General features: G+C 71.6%; 16 protein-coding genes. 14 read left to right on the top strand and 2 right to left on the bottom strand.

Annotated features, from left to right (window positions below; translation table 11 throughout):
- Window positions 1–113 precede the first annotated feature (113 nt).
- On the bottom strand, window positions 114–1,196 hold the full coding sequence (locus Raf01_RS11155) for a LacI family DNA-binding transcriptional regulator (RefSeq protein ID WP_203917721.1): 1,083 nt from the start codon (window positions 1,194–1,196) through the stop codon (window positions 114–116).
- 256 nt (window positions 1,197–1,452) lie between these two features.
- Here Raf01_RS11155 and Raf01_RS11150 point away from each other — a divergent pair, with 256 nt between their 5' ends.
- The gene (locus Raf01_RS11150) at window positions 1,453–3,450 is read left to right on the top strand and encodes an MGH1-like glycoside hydrolase domain-containing protein (protein WP_203917720.1); all 1,998 of its coding nucleotides are present in this window, start codon (window positions 1,453–1,455) and stop codon (window positions 3,448–3,450) included.
- On the opposite strand, the gene Raf01_RS11145 is transcribed toward Raf01_RS11150, so the two are convergent.
- Entirely contained in the window at window positions 3,372–4,400 is a 1,029-nt protein-coding gene (locus tag Raf01_RS11145) for a phytanoyl-CoA dioxygenase family protein (RefSeq protein ID WP_203917719.1), read from the bottom strand. The genes Raf01_RS11150 and Raf01_RS11145 overlap by 79 nt on opposite strands.
- Window positions 4,401–4,470: 70 nt before the next feature.
- Here Raf01_RS11145 and Raf01_RS11140 point away from each other — a divergent pair, with 70 nt between their 5' ends.
- The 13 genes from Raf01_RS11140 (at window position 4,471) to Raf01_RS11080 (ending at window position 19,411) form a co-directional block, all read left to right on the top strand.
- Complete coding sequence (locus Raf01_RS11140) at window positions 4,471–5,391, top strand: helix-turn-helix transcriptional regulator (protein ID WP_203917718.1); 921 nt, start codon at window positions 4,471–4,473, stop codon at window positions 5,389–5,391.
- Entirely contained in the window at window positions 5,363–6,001 is a 639-nt protein-coding gene (locus Raf01_RS11135; protein WP_203917717.1) for an RBBP9/YdeN family alpha/beta hydrolase, read from the top strand. The genes Raf01_RS11140 and Raf01_RS11135 overlap by 29 nt, the downstream gene beginning before the upstream one ends.
- A gap of 64 nt (window positions 6,002–6,065) precedes the next feature.
- A complete protein-coding gene (locus Raf01_RS11130; protein WP_203917716.1) occupies window positions 6,066–6,839 on the top strand; it encodes a cyclase family protein in 774 nt (257 codons plus the stop codon).
- A gap of 21 nt (window positions 6,840–6,860) precedes the next feature.
- Window positions 6,861–8,507 (top strand): thiamine pyrophosphate-binding protein, encoded by a 1,647-nt coding sequence (locus Raf01_RS11125; protein ID WP_203917715.1) that lies wholly within the window; start codon window positions 6,861–6,863, stop codon window positions 8,505–8,507.
- 252 nt (window positions 8,508–8,759) lie between these two features.
- Window positions 8,760–9,905, top strand: coding sequence for a right-handed parallel beta-helix repeat-containing protein (locus Raf01_RS11120; protein WP_203917714.1), 1,146 nt, complete (start codon window positions 8,760–8,762; stop codon window positions 9,903–9,905).
- 468 nt (window positions 9,906–10,373) lie between these two features.
- Window positions 10,374–11,438: a LacI family DNA-binding transcriptional regulator gene (locus Raf01_RS11115; protein ID WP_275412976.1), complete on the top strand. Its 1,065-nt coding sequence runs from the start codon at window positions 10,374–10,376 to the stop codon at window positions 11,436–11,438.
- On the top strand, window positions 11,435–12,409 hold the full coding sequence (locus Raf01_RS11110) for a ribokinase (RefSeq protein ID WP_239133523.1): 975 nt from the start codon (window positions 11,435–11,437) through the stop codon (window positions 12,407–12,409). Before Raf01_RS11115 ends, Raf01_RS11110 begins: the two co-directional genes overlap by 4 nt.
- Complete coding sequence (gene rbsD / locus Raf01_RS11105) at window positions 12,406–12,798, top strand: D-ribose pyranase (RefSeq protein ID WP_203917712.1); 393 nt, start codon at window positions 12,406–12,408, stop codon at window positions 12,796–12,798. The genes Raf01_RS11110 and rbsD overlap by 4 nt, the downstream gene beginning before the upstream one ends.
- Window positions 12,798–14,816, top strand: coding sequence for an ADP-ribosylglycohydrolase family protein (locus Raf01_RS11100; protein ID WP_203917711.1), 2,019 nt, complete (start codon window positions 12,798–12,800; stop codon window positions 14,814–14,816). The genes rbsD and Raf01_RS11100 overlap by 1 nt, the downstream gene beginning before the upstream one ends.
- Window positions 14,813–16,222 (top strand): ABC transporter substrate-binding protein, encoded by a 1,410-nt coding sequence (locus Raf01_RS11095; protein ID WP_203917710.1) that lies wholly within the window; start codon window positions 14,813–14,815, stop codon window positions 16,220–16,222. The genes Raf01_RS11100 and Raf01_RS11095 overlap by 4 nt, the downstream gene beginning before the upstream one ends.
- 5 nt (window positions 16,223–16,227) lie before the next feature.
- Window positions 16,228–17,124 (top strand): carbohydrate ABC transporter permease, encoded by an 897-nt coding sequence (locus Raf01_RS11090; RefSeq protein ID WP_239133542.1) that lies wholly within the window; start codon window positions 16,228–16,230, stop codon window positions 17,122–17,124.
- Window positions 17,121–18,014, top strand: a complete 894-nt coding sequence (locus tag Raf01_RS11085; RefSeq protein ID WP_203917708.1) for a carbohydrate ABC transporter permease — start codon at window positions 17,121–17,123, stop codon at window positions 18,012–18,014. The genes Raf01_RS11090 and Raf01_RS11085 overlap by 4 nt, the downstream gene beginning before the upstream one ends.
- Window positions 18,011–19,411 (top strand): sulfatase family protein, encoded by a 1,401-nt coding sequence (locus Raf01_RS11080; RefSeq protein ID WP_203917707.1) that lies wholly within the window; start codon window positions 18,011–18,013, stop codon window positions 19,409–19,411. The genes Raf01_RS11085 and Raf01_RS11080 overlap by 4 nt, the downstream gene beginning before the upstream one ends.
- The last annotated feature ends 31 nt before the right edge of the window (window positions 19,412–19,442 follow it).

Here is a 19,442-nt window from a genome sequence, read left to right as displayed (position 1 = left end):
GGCGGCCGCCTGCTGGGTGGTGCGGGCACGCGAGTGTCCGTCCGGCGCCGCTGGTGCGGCGCCGGAAAGGTGCGTACCCGCCGGATGTGGTTGTGGCGGGGCGCCGGCGGCCGTCAGGCCGGAGCGGTCGCCCGAGGTCGGCCCCGGCGTGGGTTGCTCACCGGGACGGGGCCGGTCGAGGCACGCACGACCAGGCTGGTCGGCATGGACAGCCGGGCCGGCTCGCCGGTCTCCTGCGCCGGTTCGCCGTCGTCGGCCGCGCGGATGGCGCCGAGCAGCAGGTCGGCCGCCTGCCTTCCCATGTCGAAGAAAGGCTGCCGGATGGTGCTCAGCGGGGGGTTGATCTGGGAGGCGGACTCGATGTCGTCGAACCCGATGACCGACACGTCCTGCGGTACCCGCAGGCCGGCGTCGGCCGCCGCCTTCAACACCGCGTACGCGGTGCTGTCGCTGTGCGCGAACACGGCCGTCGGCCGCTGCCGCTTGGGAAGCTCGAACAGGTCGCGGCTCTGCACGCGCACCGTCTCGGGATTGAACTCGCCGGGCTTCGTCAGCTCGGGATCGGGCTGGATGCCGGCCGCCCGCAGCGCGTCCAGGTAGCCGCGGTACCGGTCCTGGCAGCACCGGTACTCCATCATCCCCTGGACGCAGGCGATCCGTTCGTGCCCCAGGTCCAGCAGGTGACCCACGGCGGCCAGCGCGCCCTCGTAGTTGTCGGAGGTGACCGAGGGCAGGTCGACCTGCGTGCCGAGGGTGTTGACCAGCACCACCGGCATGCCGTCCCGGTGCAGTTGCACCAGCGGGTCCAGCGGTTGTTTGTCGGTGACCACCAGCAGGCCCGAGGACATGCTGGAGGTCAGGATGCGGTCGATGACCGGACCGTAGTCGCGGTCGTTGGTCGCGGTGTAGAGGATGATGTCGAAGCCGGTGCGTTCGGTCAGCGCCGCCACGCCCAGATTGATCGAGGCGATCATGTGCCAGGACAGCCCCGGCACGATCATGCCGATCAGGCGCGTGCTGCCCTTGGCGAGCGCGGTGGCGGCGAAGCTGGGCACGTAGTTGTGCCGCCGGATGACGGCGAGCACGTGCCGCCGGGTCGCCGGGTCGACCCGCGGGCTGTTGTTGAGCACCAGCGACACGGTCGACTTCGACAACCCGGCAAGGGCGGCGATGTCGCGGATAGTCAGCTTGGCCATTCGCACCCATCTCCTGCCCAGCGGGGCGGTCAACTGTTCCGGGCTTGATCCGTTGGACAGGTCCAACGCGTTGCCGGGACCGTAACAGCGGACCGGTCCAACGTCAATACAACGCAGGTAATTCCGCTGTTAACACGGCGTTGTCGTTGCGTCGGACGGAAGCTCGTGCCACCATCGAGCCACTTCCCTTTGGACCGGTCCAGCGGCGCGGAGCAACCCACGTTGGACCGGTCTAACGCCCGCCGGAAAGGCCACCATGTCGCCCTACACGCTCGACGACTTCGCCTTCGACCTGCGCCGTGCCGCGCCGCCCGCCGACATCTGGGTGGGCAGCGGCACCGGTACCGTCGCACCGCTGCCCGGCACCGTCTGCGGGGTCGGCGGCTGGTTCGCCCCGCCGTACGCGGTGGCCGGCGGCCGGCTGACCGTGGAGTTCGAGGTGGACGGTGCCCCGGTCGCGGACGATGGGCAGCGTGGCGCGGGCGACCGCGGGCTGCTCTACTCCGGCGGCACCTGGCGGCCGGACCGCATCGTCCGGCACGGCACCTACCACCAGTACCGGGACGGCCGGGAGCGGTCCATCGCGGTACGCAGCACCCTCGCCGCCCGGCACGGCGAACCCGGCTACGTGCTGGAGATCGCCGTCCGCAACCGGACCGACCGGAGCCTCCCGGTGCGGCTACGGCCCGGGCTGTCCGGGGACCGGGCCAGGGAGGTGCCGCTCGCCGACTGGGGCTGGATGCCCCCGCAGGCCGGTGGCGACGGGCAACCGGTCACTCTCGTCCACAATGGACTGTCGGTCGAGCTGGAACCCGGCGCCGAGCAGGTGTTCGTGCTCGGCGTGCAGGCCGGGCAGGCGGGGACCCGGGCCACCGCCGGCGACACCACCCGCGCCTGGGAGGCCCGGCTGTCCGACGTGCTGGCCCGGGTACCGCGCCTGTCCACCGACGTGCCCGGCCTCGACGCGTACTACCGGCGGTCCCTGGCCAGCGGCCTGGTGTGCCTGTGGGACAACCCGGCGTTCGTCACCACCCCGTTCGTGGCCACGTCCGGGATGGACGGCGGGGCTGTCTGCGGGTACGCGTGGGACACCGGCGGGTACGCGCCGCACCTGCTGACGCTGATGCTCGGCGACCGAGTCACGGACGTCATCGACGCGATGATCTCGGCGGATCTCACGAACCACTACGCGATCGCGCCGGACGGCACCGGGCTGGGCGTGCCGTACGCGTACAGCGCCTGGTCGCTGATCACTCTCGGGTACGCCGCGGCCGGCCACGTCGGCATCGACAGCGCGCTGGTGAAGCGGCTGTACGACGCGCAGGCCGCACTGGACGGCAGGTTCCTGCCGTGCGGCCCGGACGGCGTGCTGCGCGACTACGGCGACCAGCACAACCTGCTGGAGATGCGCAGCGCCGGCTGGGAGCACGTGGTCGCCAGCCCGAACGCGGAGCGCGCCTGGTCGCTGGAGATGCTCGCCGACCTGTCCGAGGTCTCCGGTGCCGGGTTGCCGGCGGCCGAGTTGCGCGCGTCGGCCGGCCGGATCCGGTCCGAGGTGGTCCGCCAGCTGTGGGACGCCGGGGCGGGCTGGTTCCGCAGCAGGTACCCGGACGGGCACACCGAGCTGGCGTACTCGATCCAGGCGTTCGACGCGTTGCGTGCCGGCGCCTGCCCGCCGGACGTCGCCGCCGCGTTGGTCGGGCACCTGCGCCCCGGCGCGTTTCTCGGCGACTACGGCGTCAGCAGCGTCAGCGCGCGGGACGAGCGGCACTACGAACTCGGCGACGTCGACTGGTCCGGCGGCGGCGCCTACAGCGGGGAGGCCCCGCAGCTCGCGCTGACCCTGTGGGAGCGCGGGCAGCCGGCCCTGGCCTGGGACGTCCTGCGCCGGCTGTTCTGGATGGGCGAACACTTCCCGTACTTCCCGCAGGAGCACTACTGCGACCGGCCGGCTGCCCCGCCGGTCGGCCGGCGGGCCAACGTCGTCGCCGGCCTGACCGGGGCCGAGGCGGTGGTGGCTGGGCTGGCCGGTGTGCGGCCCCGGCCGGACGGCTCGCTGGTGGTGCGGCCGCAACCGGTGGAGGGTGGCACGGTGGAACTGCGTGGCCTGTGGTTCCGGGACCGGTGCGTGGACGTGGTCTGCGCACCGGACCGGTGTCTGGTCACTGTGGACGGTCAGCCGGTGGCGGCCGGTCCGGACGGGGCGGTGCTCGCGGTGCCGCCGGCCGTGCGCGCGCTGGCTCCCGGTGCCTGAGCGGCCTTCGGCGGCCAGAGCGTGGGGCAGATCCGCGGGTCGGCGTAGTCCGGTGTTCCGCCGGTCGCGCCGTCGACCGTGCGGACCAGCCGGTCGTTGCCGTGCCGAGCCGGCTCGCCGGTGGCCGTCGGGTGCCGGCGCCACCGGTTGCCCGCCGGCTGCAGGTGGATCGCCAGCGACCGGCGCGGCTGCTCGCCGGTGTTCGGGCCGCTCCCGTGCACGGTGCGGCAGTGGTGGAAGCTGACCTGGCCGCGGCGCATGCGGGTGGGACGCGGCGCGATCCGGTGTCCCTGCCGGGTCAGCCGATCCGCCAGCGCCGCCAGGTCCTGGGCGAAGAAATCCAGCCCGGTCACGTCCCACCGGTGGCTGCCGTCCATGAAGGACACCGACCCGCCGGCCTCGTCCACGTCGTGGAATCCCACCCAGGCGGTGAGCATCTCGTCGGACTCGCAGGACAGCCAGTACTGGCGGTCGGTGTGCCAGCCCACGTTGGCCGGCACACCGGCGTCGTCGACCGGCTTGTAGAGCAGTTGGTCGTGCCACAGCCGGACGCCCGGGCTGCCGGACAGCACCGCGGCGCTCGCGCCGATCAGCGGGTACCGGACCAGCCGGGCCAGCTCGTCGACCCTCAGGGAGGCGTAGTCGTGCTTGCGCAGCCCGTGCCCGTCCCCGGGGCGGAACCCGCCCACCCCGGGCGGGTCGGCGTCGTAGTCCCCGGCGTAGTAGCGCCGCATGCCGCGCTCGGCGGCGTCGAGCACGTCGCCGGGCAGGATCACCGGCGAGATCCAGTACCCGTGCTCGCGGTAGAACGCCACGTCGTCCGGGCCGGGCAGCAACGCGCGCTGGCGTTCGTCGAGCGTCGCGACGGCGTTGTTCGCGACGGCGTTGTTCGCGACGGCGCTTCCGGCGGCGGCGTTGTCCGCGATGGCCTTGTCTGTGCTGGATGTCATGAGCCGACGCTAGCCAGGCGGCCCGCCGCGGGGCTTGCCCATTGTGCAGGACTACGTGCACGATTTTCAGGTGCCCGGCGTCTGGAGACCCACCGGCCTGCGGGCCGGATTCCACGCCGAGCCGGGGGCGACGGGAAGCGGGTTGCGGCACGCGGGGGAGCAGTGGGCACCGGCCCGCTTCCTGATCAAGCCGCACACCCATCCGGTCTGGGAGCTGTACCTGCAGCTGCGCGGCGTCAGCCGATGGTCGGCCGGCGGCCAACCGGTCACCCTGGGGCCGGGGCACCTGTTCGCGGTGGCGCCCGGTGTGGAGCACCACATGGCCGAGGAGTCGACGGCCAACCACCATTTCTACTTCGCGGGCATCGACCTGGCACCGGTGTTCGCCCGGCAGCCGGCACTCGCGCGGCGGTGGTCCGGCCTGCCGCCGGTGGTGCACCGCGCCGACGCGGCGGCGCTGGCCGACCCGTTCCACCAGCTGATGCGGGAGCTGACCGCGAAGCGGGCGTACCCGGAAGAGGGGCTGGCGCTGGCCGTCGATCGGCTGGCGCTGGAGGCGGCCCGGCTGCTGGAACCCGGCGCGGCGACGCCGGAGCTGGCCACGCATCCGGCCGTGACCCGAGTGCGCGCCCTGCTCGACCGGGGATACGAGCGGCACTGGACGCTGCGCGAGCTGGCCGGACAGGTCGGGCTCGCGCCGACGTACCTGGCCGGGTTGTTCGTGCGCGAGCTGGGCGTGCCGCCGCACCGCTACCTCAACGAGTGCCGGATCAGGCGTGCCGCGCAACTGCTGCGGACCAGCGACCTGCCGGTGACCGCGATCGGCATCGAGGTGGGCTTCGGCTCCGGGCAGCACCTGGCGAGGGTGTTCCGCCAGCTGACCGGAACGAGCCCGCGGGAGTACCGGGCCGCCGGGCGCGAGCGTGCGCCGGCAGCCGAACCATCGTCCACAAAGGAGAGTCATGACCACCCTGATCGAGCGACCGGATGACCCGGTGGGCGAGGAATCCGCCCCGGGCAACGCGGTGATCGTGCACGGCAAGCCGGGGCGCGAGGAGTACTACAACCCGGACGTCCCGTCCAGCAGCAACCACCACTGGCTGCCGTGGCTGGCCAAGCAGCTGATCGTGCGCGACATCCCGGCGCACACCCCGGAGATGCCGCACGCGTACGCGCCCAACTATCCGGCGTGGTGCCGGGAGTTCGAGCGGTACGACGTGAATCCCGGCACCTTGCTGGTCGCGCACAGCTGCGGCAGCGGCTTCCTGGTCCGCTGGCTGTCCGAGCACCCGGCGGTGCGGGTCAACCGGGTGGTCCTGGTGGCGCCGTGGCTGGATCCGGACGGCAACCGGGCGCCCGGATTCTTCGACTTCGCGATCGATCCCGGCCTGGTCGGCCGTACCGCCGGCCTGACCATCCTGAACTCCGACGACGACGGTGAGCAGATCCAGCGTACGGTGCGGATCCTGCGCGACGCCCTGCCCGGCGCCGGGTACCGGGAGATGCACGGGCTCGGGCACTTCGGCTCGAACGACCTCGGCGGTGTCGCGTTCCCGGAACTCCTCTCGCTGCTGACCGACCCCGCGACCGTGCCCGCCTGACCCATCGCCGGGCCGGCTCGCGCGGCGTACGATGCCGGCATCGTCGCCACCCGAGGAGGATGCTGTGCCGGTGCTCGCCGACCTGCTGGGGGCCCTGGCCTCCGGGACCATCGAGGTCGTTGACCTCACCGCGCCGCTGACCGACACGACGCCGATCCTCCAGCTGCCCGAGCCGTTCGCCAACACGGTTCCGTTCCAGCTCGAGGAGATCAGCCGGTACGACGACCGCGGGCCGGCCTGGTACTGGAACAACATCCGCACCGGCGAGCACGTCGGCACCCACTTCGACGCCCCCAACCACTGGGTCACCGGCCGCGACGGGGACGATGTGTCGCGAGTGCCGGTGCGGCGGCTGGTCGCCCCGGCCGTGGTGCTGGACTTCGCCGACCGGGTCGCGGCCGACCCGGACTTCCTGCTCGACATCGACGACGTCCGCGACTGGGAGAAGGCGCACGGGCCGCTGCCGGAGGGCGGCTGGCTGCTGTACCGCACCGGGTGGGACGCCCGCTCCGGCTCGCAGGCCGACTTCCTCAACGCCGACGACACCGGTTCGCACACCCCGGGCATCTCCCCGCGCTGCGCGCGCTGGCTGGCCGATGAGGCGCCGGTCATCGGCGTCGGAGTGGAGACGGTCGGCACCGACGCGGGTGCCGCACCCGGCTTCGACCCGCCGTTCCCGTGCCACTCGTTCCTGCTCGGCGCGAACAAGTACGGGCTGACCCAGTTGCAGAACCTGGCCCAGCTGCCGGCGACCGGCGCGGTGGTCATCGCGGCGCCGCTGCCCATCGTGGCCGGATCGGGCAGTCCGGCCCGGGTGCTGGCACTGGTCGAGCGCTGACGCGCGGGAGGCCGGGGACGCATGCGGGTCGCGGAGGCGGTGGGCCGGTCGCTGGCCCAGCTCGGCATCGACCACGTGTTCGGCGTGGTGGGTAGCGGCAACTTCCACGTCACCAACGCGCTGGTCGACGCCGGAGCGCGGTTCGTGGCCGCCCGGCACGAGGGCGGCGCGGCGACCATGGCCGACGCGTACGGTCGGGTGAGCCGGCGGGTCGCGGCGGTCAGCGTGCACCAGGGTTGCGGGCTGACCAACGCGCTGACCGGCATCACCGAGGCGGCGAAGAGCCGCACTCCGATGCTCGTGCTCGCCGCCGAGGCCACCGAGCCCCGGTCGAACTTCGCGGTCGACCAGCCGGCGCTGGCCGAGGCGGTGGGCGCGGTCCCGGTCCGGGTCTCGTCGCCGGCCACCGCGCTGGCCGACGCGGCCCGCGCGTACCACCTGGCGCTGGCGCAGCGGCGGACCGTGCTGCTCAACCTGCCGCTCGACGTCCAGGCGGCCCAGCTGCCCGACGACGCGCTGGCACCGGCCGCCGCGCCGGCTCCGGTCGCGGTGGAGCCGTCGCCGGACGCGATCGCCGAGCTGGCCGACCTGCTGGCCCGGTCGCGCCGGCCGGTGTTCATCGCCGGGCGCGGCGCCCGGCTGTGCCGCGCCCGCGAGTCGCTGCTGCGGCTGGCCGACCGGACCGGCGCGCTGCTCGCGACGTCGGCGGTGGCGAAGGGCTTCTTCCAGAACCACCCGTGGTCGCTGGGCATCTCCGGCGGGTTCGCCACGCCGCTGGCCGCCGAGCTGATCGCGGGCGCCGACCTGATCGTCGGGTGGGGCTGCGGGCTGAACATGTGGACGATGCGGCACGGCAAGCTCGTCGGGCCGGACGCGACGGTCGTCCAGGTCGACGTGGAGGCCGACGCGCTCGGCGCGCACCGGCCGGTCGACCTCGGCGTGCTGGGCGACGTCGACCGCACCGCCCGGGCGGTCGCCGACGAACTGGCCGCCCGGGGGCCGGCGGCCGGCGGGTACCGGACGGCGGAGCTGCGTGCGCGGATCGCCGTCGAGGTCGGTGCGCACACGGTGCCGTACCACGACGAGGGCGACGGGTCGCGCGTGGACGCCCGGAGCCTGTCGATCCGGCTCGACGAACTGCTGCCCGCGCAGCGGGTGCTGGCCGTGGACTCGGGCAACTTCATGGGGTACCCGAGCGCCTACCTGTCGGTACCCGACGACGACGGGTTCTGCTTCACCCAGGCGTACCAGTCGATCGGTCTGGGCCTGGCCACCGCGATCGGTGCCGCGCTCGCGGCGCCGGACCGGATGCCGGTCGCGGCGTGCGGCGACGGCGGCTTCCTGATGAGCGTGGCGGACCTGGAGACGGTGGTCCGGCTGCGCCTGCCGATGCTCGTCGTGGTCTACAACGACGCGGCCTACGGGGCCGAGGTGCACCACTTCGGGCCGGACGGGCATCCGCTGTCCACCGTGACGTTCCCGGACACCGACATCGCCGCGATCGCCCGGGGGTTCGGCGCCGACGCGTTGACCGTGCGCGACGTGCGGGACCTCGACGCCGTGCGGCAGTGGCTGATCGGGCCGCGCGAACGGCCGCTCGTGGTCGACGCGAAGGTGACCGCGGAGCGCGGCGCGTGGTGGTTGGAAGAGGCGTTCCGGGGCCACTGACCCGGCGCTTGCGTGCGGGCCGGCGCTTGCGTGCGGGCCGGCGTGCCGGCCGTGAGCGGTGCTCACGAGCCGTCCACAACGGACAGTTCAACGAAGAATGCAAAACCGGCAATACAGCCGGGTACCGGCGGTTATATTGCGCTGCGTGCGATTTGTACCCATGGTTCGCGTCATCGGCGCCCTGGCGGTGCTGCTCGGTGGGACGGTGGCGGCCGGCCTGGCTGCCTCTGGAGCGTCGGCGGCCGTCGTACCGTGGGTGCCACGCCCACGCTGATCAACCACAACCGGATCACCGACAACACCGCCGCGGGATCGACGTCCGGCAACGGAATCTTCTTCACCAGCGGCGTGGCCAGCAACGTGACGATCAGCGACAACGCGTTCGCGCGCAACCGGCCGGCGATCAACACCACCGGGGTCGGCGACGGCGTGACCCGGTCGCAGAACGTCACCATCACCGGCAACACCAGCGTGGACGACGGCAACTTCGTGGCGTTGTTCCTCGCGCAGCACGTGCAGATCACCGGGAACACCATCGGCTGGACGAACCCGAACGATCCCGCGGCCGGGTCGGCGATTTTCGTGAGCGGCGGCAACGACGACGTCACCATCGCCAACAACACCATCACCGGCGGCGCCGCGTCCGGCATCAACCTGAACAACATCTTCTACTCGGCCAACCCGTCGACCGGCGTGCGGATCATCGACAACATCATCAGCCGGCGGCTCAACGGCGTCCGGGTCGCGTCGAGCAGCAACGCCGGACCGGTGGCCACCGACGTGACGATCAGCGGGAACGTGGTCACCGACGCCGGGGTCGGCGACCCGGTGTCCGGGCCGGCCGACGGCGGCAACGGCATCTGGTTGCAGGGCGGCTCGCACTTCACCGTCACCGGCAACCGGGCCACCAACAGCGTCAGCACCGACTGCCGCGACCAGACCACCGGGTCCGGCACCGCCGGCACGGCGAACACCTGGACCGGCAACCTCGGCGCCACGTCGTTCCCGGCCGGCCTGTGCACCGTCCCGGTGACCCCGTCGATCACCGGGGCGATCAACGCGACCAGCGTGCCGGTGGGCGGCACGCTGCGGCAGACCGTCACGGTGAGCGGTACCGGTGGCCAGCCGGGAACGTTGACCTGGCGGCTGCTCGGCCCGGTGTCCCCGATCGGCACGTCCTGCTCGGGGGTGAGCTTCGTTGGGACGCCGGTGCTTTCCGGCGGTGCGCTGCCGGTCAGCGGTGACGGACAGTACGCGATCCCGGCGACGTTCGTCTCGGCGGCGGGCTGCTACACGTACACCGACACGCTGACCGGGGCCGACTACACGGGTTCCGCCACGATCCCGGCGGGGACCCGTCGAACACCGCGCTGGCCACTCCGAGAGTCCTGCCCGTGACGGGTTCGGGCGCGCGACGGTTCCGCTGTCGGCCACCGGGCTGGCGCTGATCCTCGCGGGTACCGCGCTGGTGTGGATGACGCGCGGGCGCCGCACCTCCTGACGCGGATCCCGATCTCCCTGACCAGGGGAGTTCCGCGCGGTGGGTGTCCATTGTGGATGCTTTGCTCTGCTTACCTGGACGCAACACTCGAACGCCGTTTGTGTCGCGTATAGGTAAGCAGAGCAAAGCGCGTTGAAGAGGGTATCGCCCGAGGTTGCCGGTGACGGATTGTGCACCGGGGGCTGAGGAATCGCGGGGAGGAATCGAGGGGTACCGCGACGCTACGTCGTGTTGCGCGACCGTGACCGCGATCCGAAACAAGGTCACGATTGGGCAACGGGATATCAACACGTGTTGCTTCCGTTAACGCGCTCGTCACAAGATCTCTGCCAACACGCAAGCAACACGCGTTGCTGGGAGGCAGAGTGGCCGTTCGCCGAGCTGACGTCGCGAGACTCGCGGGTACATCGCCCGCGGTCGTGAGCTACGTGCTCAACGGTGGACCACGGGGTGTCGCGCCGGAGACGCGGGCACGCGTGCTCGCGGCGATCGAGCAGTTGGGGTACCGGCCCAACGGCATCGCCCGGTCGTTGCGCATGAACCGGACCATGACGCTCGGCCTCGTCGTGCCGGACACGTCCAACCCGTTCTTCGCGCAACTGTCCCGGGCGATCGAGGAGGCGGCGTTCGCGCAGGACTACACGCTGCTCATCGGTAACGCCGCCGAGGACGACGAGCGGCAGACCACGTACGTGCGCACGTTCCTGGCCCGCCAGGTCGACGGGCTGTTCCTGGTACCCGCGCACGGTCCGGCCAGCTGCGTACCGGAGCTGCAACGGTCCGCGGTCCCGTGGGTGACCCTGGACCGGCAGAGCCCCGGCGGCGGGGCTCCGGCGGTGCTGGCCGACAACCGCAACGGCGCCCGCGCGGCGACCGAACACCTGCTCGGCCACGGCCGGCGCAGCATCGCGTGCATCTCCGGCCCAGAGGACGTGGTACCGGCCAACGAACGGGTCGGCGGGTGGCGCGACGCGCTGGCCGAGGCGGGCGTGCGGCCGAGCGAGATGTCGGTGTGGCACGGCACGTTCGGTCGCCGAGCCGGCTACCTGGGCGGTCGCGCGCTGCTGGCGGACGGTCGCTTCGACGCGGTGTTCGTAGCCAGCGACGAGCAGGCGCTCGGCGTGCTGCGCGCGCTGCAGGAGCTGGGCATCCGCTGCCCCGAGGACGTCGCGATCGCGTCCTTCGACGGGATCGCGGCCACGGCGTACTCGACCCCGGCGCTGACCACGATGGCCCAGCCGTTCGGGCAACTCGGGCAGACCGCGGTGGCCCGGCTGCTGGACCGGATGGACGACCCGGACGCGGACCCGCACATCTCGGTGCTGCCGGTGACTCTGGTCGCCCGCGGCTCCTGCGGCTGCCCGGACCCGCCGGGCGGCGACGCGCCGGCTGAGACCGAGCCGGCTGAGACCGCCGAAGGAGCGCAGTGAGCCGGGTCGTGGTCGTGGGCAGCGCCAACGTCGACATGATCGTACGCGTCGAGCACCTACCGGAGCCGGGCCAGACGTTGCTCGGTACGGACGTGGCGCTGCGTACCGGCGGCAAGGGCGCGAACCAGGCGGTCGCCGCGTGCCGGCTCGGCGCCCCGACCCTGCTGTACGCGGCGATCGGCACCGACGCGTTCGGCCGCCAGACCCGCGAGGCGCTGGCCGGCGAGGGGGTGTGCCTCGACCACCTGATCGAGGTCGACGGGTCGAGCACCGGCATGGCGATGATCATGGTGGCCGCCGACGGAGAGAACACCATCGTCGTGGCTCCCGGCGCGAACCACGCGCTGGACGCGTCGGCGACCGGCGGCCTGGCCGGCGCGCTGGCGCCCGGCGCGGTGCTGGCCGCGCAGTTGGAGGTACCGATCGACACGTGCCTGGCCGCCGCGGGTGTGGCGCGGCGGGCCGGTGCCCGGGTGGTCCTCAACGCCGCCCCGCTGCCCGATCCCGGCCAGCCCGACTTCGCGGCGCTGCTGCGGGTCGTGGACGTGCTGATCGTGAACGAGACCGAGGCCCTCGCCCTGGCCGGCCGTCCCGCGCCGGACACCCCGGCCGGGTGGATAGGGCTGGCCGGCGACCTGCTGCGGCACGGTCCGGCGGCGTGCGTCATCACGCTCGGCGGCCAGGGTGCGGTGGCCCACGACGGTACGACCGGATGGGCGCAGCCGCCGTTCGCGGCCGACGTGGTGGACACCACGGGCGCGGGCGACGCGTTCTGCGGAGCGCTCGCCGCGTCGCTGGCCGGCGGGGTGTCGCTGGCCGATGCGGTACGCCGGGGGTGCGCGGCCGGGGCGCTGGCGACCGGCATGCTCGGCGCGCAGGCGGCACTGCCCACCCTCGCGCAACTGGAGCGGCTGCTCGGGGAGGACCGCGTGAGCGGTCCGGCCGTTCACGGGGCGGGCGTGGCGTCATGATGCGCCACGCCGGACTGTGGCACCCGCGGCTGGCCGCGCTCGTCGCCGGCATGGGTCACGGTGACCTGCTCGTCGTCGCCGACCCGGGGCTGCCGGTGCCGGCCGGTGTCGAACCCATCGACCTGGTCTTCGCCCGGGGAGAACCCGGATTACTCACCGTGCTGCGCACCGTGCTGGCCGACCTCGTCGTCGAGCGCGCCACGGTCGCCGACCAACTGGCCGACCCGGGGCTGCTGAACGGCCTGCGCGCGCAGCTCGGGGACATCCCGATCGACCGAGTGACACACGAACAGCTCAAGGCCGTGACGGCGACGGCGAAGGCCGTCGTGCGTACCGGCGAGGCGACACCGTACGCGAACATCATCCTTCAGGCGGGAGTGCCGTTCTGATGCCCATCACCGACGACTACACCGAACGGGTCTACGCCGGAGTCCTCGGCAAGATCATCGCGGTCTACCTGGGCCGGCCTTTCGAGGGCTGGACCCACCAGCGGATCGCCGCCGAACTCGGCGACATCACCTACTACGTCAACGACCGCCGCGACGTGGCGCTGAAGAACCACCTGCTCGTCGTGACCGACGACGACATCAGCGGCACGTTCGTGTTCCCCCGGGCGCTGCGGGACGCCGGCCTCGACCCGACCTCACGGGAGGTCGGTGCCGCCTGGCTGGACTACATCGTCGAGGACACCTCGGTGCTGTGGTGGGGCGGCTTGGGCAACTCCACCGAACACACGGCGTACCTGCGGATGAAGGCCGGGATCCTGCCGCCGGACAGCGGTTCGATCGCGCTCAACGGCACCGTGGTGGCCGAGCAGGTCGGGGCGCAGATCTTCGTCGAGGGCTTCGCGCTGACCTGCCCCGGCGACCCGGCGGCGGCGGCCGACCTCGCCGAGCGGGCCGCCCGGGTCAGCCACGACGGCGAGTCCATCCACGCGGCCCGGGTGGTCGCCGCGCTGGTCGCGGGTGCGTTCACCGAGGACAAGATGGACGCGCTGCTGGACACCGCGGTCGGCCTGATCCCACCGGACAGCCTGATCGCGCGGATCCATGCCGACGTGCGGTCCTGGGCCGCCGACGGCGACTGGAAGGCGACCAGGGCCCGGATCGACGAGCGGTACGGCTACCACCGGTACGGCGGCAACTGCCACGTGGTACCGAACCACGCGATCGTCATCGCCGCGCTGGCGCACAGCGGCGGCGAGTTCAACCGGGCGATGACGGTGGTCAACACGTCCGGCTGGGACACCGACTCCAACGCCGGCAACGTCGGCGCGATCTGCGGGGTGTTCGGCGGGCTGGCCGGGCTGGACGCCGGGCGGGACACCGGGACCGACTGGCGCGGGCCGGTGGCCGACCGGATGTACCTGCCGACCGCGGACGGCGGCGCGTGCGTCACCGACGCGGCCCGGGAAGCGCTGGCACTGGCCGACCTCGGCCGCCGCCGGTACGGTGCCGAACCGGCCACCGGCGAGGCGGCACCCCGCTTCGGGTTCACGCTGCCCGGCTCGGTGCACGGCTTCGCCGCGGTCGATGGTGCCACCGACGTCGCCAACGGCGGCGGGCACCTGGCGATCGGCGGGGCGGCCACGGTCGTGACGCCGGTGTTCATCCCGCCCGAGGCCCGGGACATGCCTATCTACGGCCTGGTCGGGAGCCCCGCGCTGTACCCCGGTCAGACGGTACGGGCCCGGGTCGACGGCACCGCGCGGCTGGTGGTCCAGGCGTACACCGGCGACGACGAGCCGCGTACCGTCGAGTGCCCGGTCGCCGGCACCGGCGAGCTGGCCTGGACCGTACCGGACCTGGGCGGCCAGCCGGTCGTCGCGGTCGGGGTACGCACCGACGGACCGGCCGCGCTGCACTACCTGACCTGGGACGGGGAACCCGACGTCACGCTCACCCGCCCGGCCGACGGCGGGACGATGTGGCGCCGCGCCTGGGTGCCGGCGGTGCACCGGTTCGACGAGCGCTGGCCGGAACCGTTCCGCATCGTGCAGAACCACGGCACCGGAATGCTCATCACCGGTGCCCGGGAGTGGCACGACTACACCGTCACCGCCGACGTCACGCCGCACGTCGCGGCCGGAGTCGGCCTCGCCGCGCGGGTACAGGGGCTGCACCGCCACTACGCGCTGGAGTTGACCGGCCGGGACACGGCGCGGCTGCTCCGGGGCGACACGGTACTCGCCGAGTGCCCGTACCCGTGGACATTCGGCACCACGTACCGCCTGGGGATCACCTGCTCCGGCGACCGCATCCGCGCGGCGGTCGACGGCACCGACCTGTTCGACGTGCGCGACAGCACCTTCGGGTGCGGCGGCGTCGCGCTCCGGGTGACCGAGGGGCGCACCGCCACGCAACGGGTACGCATCACACCAGTCTCGTCTAGTGAGGAACGCCAATGACCGGACCACAACTGAGCCGTCGCCGCATCCTGTCCGGCGCGGGCATGGCGGGGCTCGGCCTCGCCGCCCCGAGCCTGCTGTCCGCGTGTGGCGGAGGCGGCAGCGGAAGCGCCGGCAACGGAACCGGCACCGTCAACCTGTGGATCGACATCACCGGTGACGCCAACCAGAAGTACTTCAACGACAGCGTCGTGGGAGCCTTCGAGAAGGCGTACCCGAAGATCACTATGAAGACTACCTACTACAAGGGCGACGACCTGCGCCGGGTGGTGCAGACCGCGTTGCAGGCGCGCTCCGGCCCGGACATCGTCCGGGGGCCGAGCGCGACCCAGACGCTGACCTGGAGCAAGGCCCACGTGTTGACCGACCTGACCCCGTACGCCAAGAAGTGGGGCTGGGACAGCAAGCTGGCCGACTGGGCGCTGAAGGCGTTCACCACCAACGGCAAGCTGTACGCGCTGCCGATGCGGGTGGACACGATGATGCTGTACTACAACAAGACCTTGTTCGAAGCCAAGGGCTGGAAGCAGCCGACCAACCGGTCCGAGCTGGAGGCCCTGGCGGCCGAGTCGCACGGACAGGGCATCGTCCCGTTCGGATCGTCCAATGTGGACTGGACGGCGGCCGGCGAGTGGCTGATGACAGTGTTCTGGAACCACTTCTCCGGACCGGACGCGCTTTACCAGGCGCTGACCGGGAAGATCCAGTTCACCGATCCGGTCTTCGTCGACGCGGTCGCGCTGCTCAAGTCGTACTTCGACAAGGGTTGGGTGTCCGGCGGCACCGACAAGTACTTCTCGGTGCCCTCGGCCGAGATCGGCGCGAACTTCGGCAATGGCAAGGTGGCCACCATCCCTCAGGGTGAGTGGTTCATGAGCAACGTCGGCCAGTACTTCGGCGCCAAGGCCAAGGCGAAGAACGACAACGACTGGGACTGGATGCCTATCCCGGCGCTGCGCGACGAGGTCAAGTACCCGCTGTACGAGATGGGCATCGGCGGCTCGTTCGCCATCAACGCGGCCGGCAAGAACCAGGACGCCGCGGCGAACTTCCTCAACTGGTACTACGGCGACCGGAGCGCGGCCCTGCAGCGGATGGCGGACGTGCCGGCCACGTACAACATCCCGATCACCTTCACCGACAGCGAGATCCCGACGAAGACCGACCCTCGCGCGGCCCGGGTGCTGACCGAGCTGAACAAGGCGGTGTCCAGCGGCAACTACGGCTACGTCACCTGGACCTGGTGGCCGCCGAAGTCGGACACGTTCGTCTACCAGGGCTTGGAGCAGGTGCTCACGAACAAGCTGACGCCCGCGGCCTACTGCAAGCAGCTCGCCGACACCTTCACCGAGGAGCGCAAGCAGGGCACCATCCCGCAGATGATGCCGCGAGGTGCTTCGCAGTGACCAGCATGCCGGCCCAGGCCCCGCTGCGCGCCAACCCGGCGCGCACGCGGGCCCGGCTGCGGCGCGGCCTGGTCGGCTGGGCGTTCCTCGCCCCGCTGCTGATCCTCAACGTGCTGGTCGTGCTGGGCCCGTCGCTCGCGACGGTCTACTACTCGTTCACCGACTGGTCCGGCATCGGGCCGGCGACCTTCACCGGGTTCGCGAACTACACGCACGCGTTCACCGACCCGGCCGTGCGGGAGGCGTTGCTGCACAACGCCATCTGGTTCGTGCTGTTCCTGACGGTACCGATGGTGTTCGGCCTGCTGGGCGCGCACCTGCTCAACCAGGTGCGCCGGTTCCAGATGCTGTTCCGGGCGCTGTTCTTTATCCCGTACATCACCGCGAGCGTGGTCAACGCGGCGGTGTGGAAGATGCTGATGTCGCCGGACAGCGGAATCGGTCACCTGCTGGGCACCGACCACGCCTGGCTCGGCGACCCGTCCACGTCGCTGTACTCGGTGAACTTCGTCGTCGACTGGCACTGGTGGGGCTTCCTCGCGGTCATCTTCTTCGCCGCGATGCAGGGCGTCGACGCGCAGTTGTACGACGCGGCCAAAGTGGACGGTGCCAACCGGTGGCAGCAGTTCAAGTCCGTGACGCTGCCCGGCATCCGGCCGACGATGGTGTTCATCGTGCTGATGACGATCATCTGGTCGCTCAAGGCGTTCGACTACATCTACATCATGACCCACGGCGGCCCGGCGCACTCCAGCGACGTGGTGTCCACGCTGATGTACGACGAGGCGTTCAACCAGTACTCGGCCGGGTACGCCGCCGCGCTCGGCCTGTCCATGACCGTGGTCACCGGGGTGGTTCTCGCGGTGTACCAGTACCTGCGCCGGAGGGGGTGGGAGGAGTGACGGTCGCTGTTACCGCCCGCCGCGACGTACCACAGGCGGGTCGGGCCGACGCGCCCCGCGGCGGTCCGCGCCGCCGGCGCCGGCTGCACGTGCCCACCTACGTGGTGCTGATCGTGCTCGCGCTGTTCGCGATCGGCCCGCTGATCGCGATGCTGTTCAACGCGTTCAAGAACAACGCGCAGATCGGTGCGGATCCACTGTCGCCGCCGACCTCGCTGAGCCTGTCGAACTTCACCACCGCGTGGCGCGAGGGCGACTTCGCCACGACCATGCGCAACAGCGTCATCCTGTGCCTCGGCTCGGCCCTGGGTACCTGCGTCATCGCCGGCCTGGCCGCGTACTCGCTGAGCCACCTGAACGTGCCGGGTGGCAACGGCGTGGTGACGTACCTGTTCCTGGGCAGCGCGATGCCGGTGCAGTTGTTCGTCGTGCCGCTGTTCTCACTGTGGACCAGCCTGCACCTGACCGACAGCCTGTTCGGCCTGATCGTCATCTACTGGGCGACCGACGCGCCGTTCGCCACGCTGCTGCTGCGCTCCTTCCTGATGAAGGTACCCAAGGAGTTCGTCGAGGCCGCGCGGCTGGACGGCGCCTCGGACCTGCAGATCGCCCGGCGGGTCATGCTTCCGCTGGCGTGGCCCGGGTTCATGACGGTCGCGCTGATCGTCGGCCTGTGGGCGTGGAACGAGTTCTTCTGGGCCATCACGTTCATCCACAGCCCCGGCAAGCGCCCGATCTCGACGAGCTTCCTGGCCTTCCAGGACCAGAACTCCACGGACTGGGGGCTGACCAGCGCCGCCGCGCTGTTCATGCTCGTCCCGGTCGTGCTGTTGTTCCTCTCGCTCCAGCGGCGTTTCGTCGCGGGCCTGACCTCTGGTGGATTGAAGTGACCCGTCCGAACATCATCCTGATCATCTCCGACCAGCTGCGCCGCCAGGCGCTGGGCTGCTACGGCGACCCGAACGTCAGCACGCCGAACATCGACGCGTTGGCCGCCTCGGGCGCGCGGTTCACCCAGACGTCGTCGACGTACCCGGTGTGCGTGCCGTTCCGGTTCACGCTGATGACCGGCGAGTACGCGCACACCCGGTTCATCCCGGCGATCGAGTGGCGGATGTCTCCGGCCGAGCGCACGCTCGCCGACGAGTTCAACGACGCCGGGTACGACACGGGGATGTTCGGCAAGTGGCACCTGTACGGCAACTTCGGCCACTACCCGGGGCACAACGTGGTGAAGGCGTCCCGGACTCCGGTGCCCCGGCCGTTCCAGGGCCGGTTCGGCACGTTCGCCGGGTTCGACATCGCCAACGACCCGTACGACACCTGGTACTCCACCCACGACGACCCGACCATGCGCAAGCTGGACGGGTACCAGACCGACGAGCTGTTCGGCATGGCGGCCCGGTACGCGACGCAGGAGCGGGACAAGCCGTTCGCCGCCGTACTGTCGGTGGAGCCGCCGCACCCGCTGTTCACCGCGCCGCCGGAGTACCTGGAGCGGTGGCGTGACCGGCCGCTGGTGCTACGGGAGAACGTCGAGCTGGACAAGGAGTACCGCAAGCGCGGCCCGCACGGCCGCGACCTGCTCGACGACCTGCGGGTCTACTACGCGATGATCGAAAATCTGGACGACAACGTCGGCCGGCTGGTCGCCGCGCTGCGCGACGCCGGGACGCTCGACGACACCATCATCGCGTTGACCGCCGACCACGGCGAACTCCTGGGCTGCCACGGGCTGCTGGCCAAGCAGCGACCGTGGGAGGAGTCGTTGGGGACGCCGCTCATCGTCGGCAACGTCGGGCCGGGTTCGCGGGTGGTCGACGAGCCGACCTGCACCGAAGACCTGTTCCCGACGCTGCTCGGCCTCGCCGGCATCACCCCGCGCGATCCCAAGCCCGGGCGCAACCTCGCGCCGATCGCCCGGGGCGAGGCCGACCGGCTCGACCGCGAGGGTGTGCTGCTGGAGTTCGTCGGCGAGCTGCGGCCGAACATCGTGTACCACGACGAGACGTGGCGCGGCGTGCGCACCCGACGGTACAAGTACACCGTCCTCGGCGACGCGCACGGCGGCAAGCCCTGGCAGTTCTTCGACCTGGAGACCGACCCGTACGAGCTGACCAACCTGGTCGACGACCCGAAGTACGCCGACGAGGTGCGCCACCACCACGAACTGTTGCGCGAGCGGATGGCGGAGACCTACGACCACTACGTCCTGGCGCCGGCCTTCGGCGTGCCCGGCCTGAATCTCTGGGACCCCGAGGCGGAACACCAACTGCGCTTCGGCTGAATGCTTCGCACTCCTTGAAGACCAGTGCACG

The sequence above is a fragment of the Rugosimonospora africana genome (assembly GCF_016862975.1).
Classification (GTDB): domain Bacteria; phylum Actinomycetota; class Actinomycetes; order Mycobacteriales; family Micromonosporaceae; genus Rugosimonospora; species Rugosimonospora africana.
Note: the sequence above shows the minus strand (reverse complement) of the source record. Positions and strands in the feature narration are given on the sequence as shown.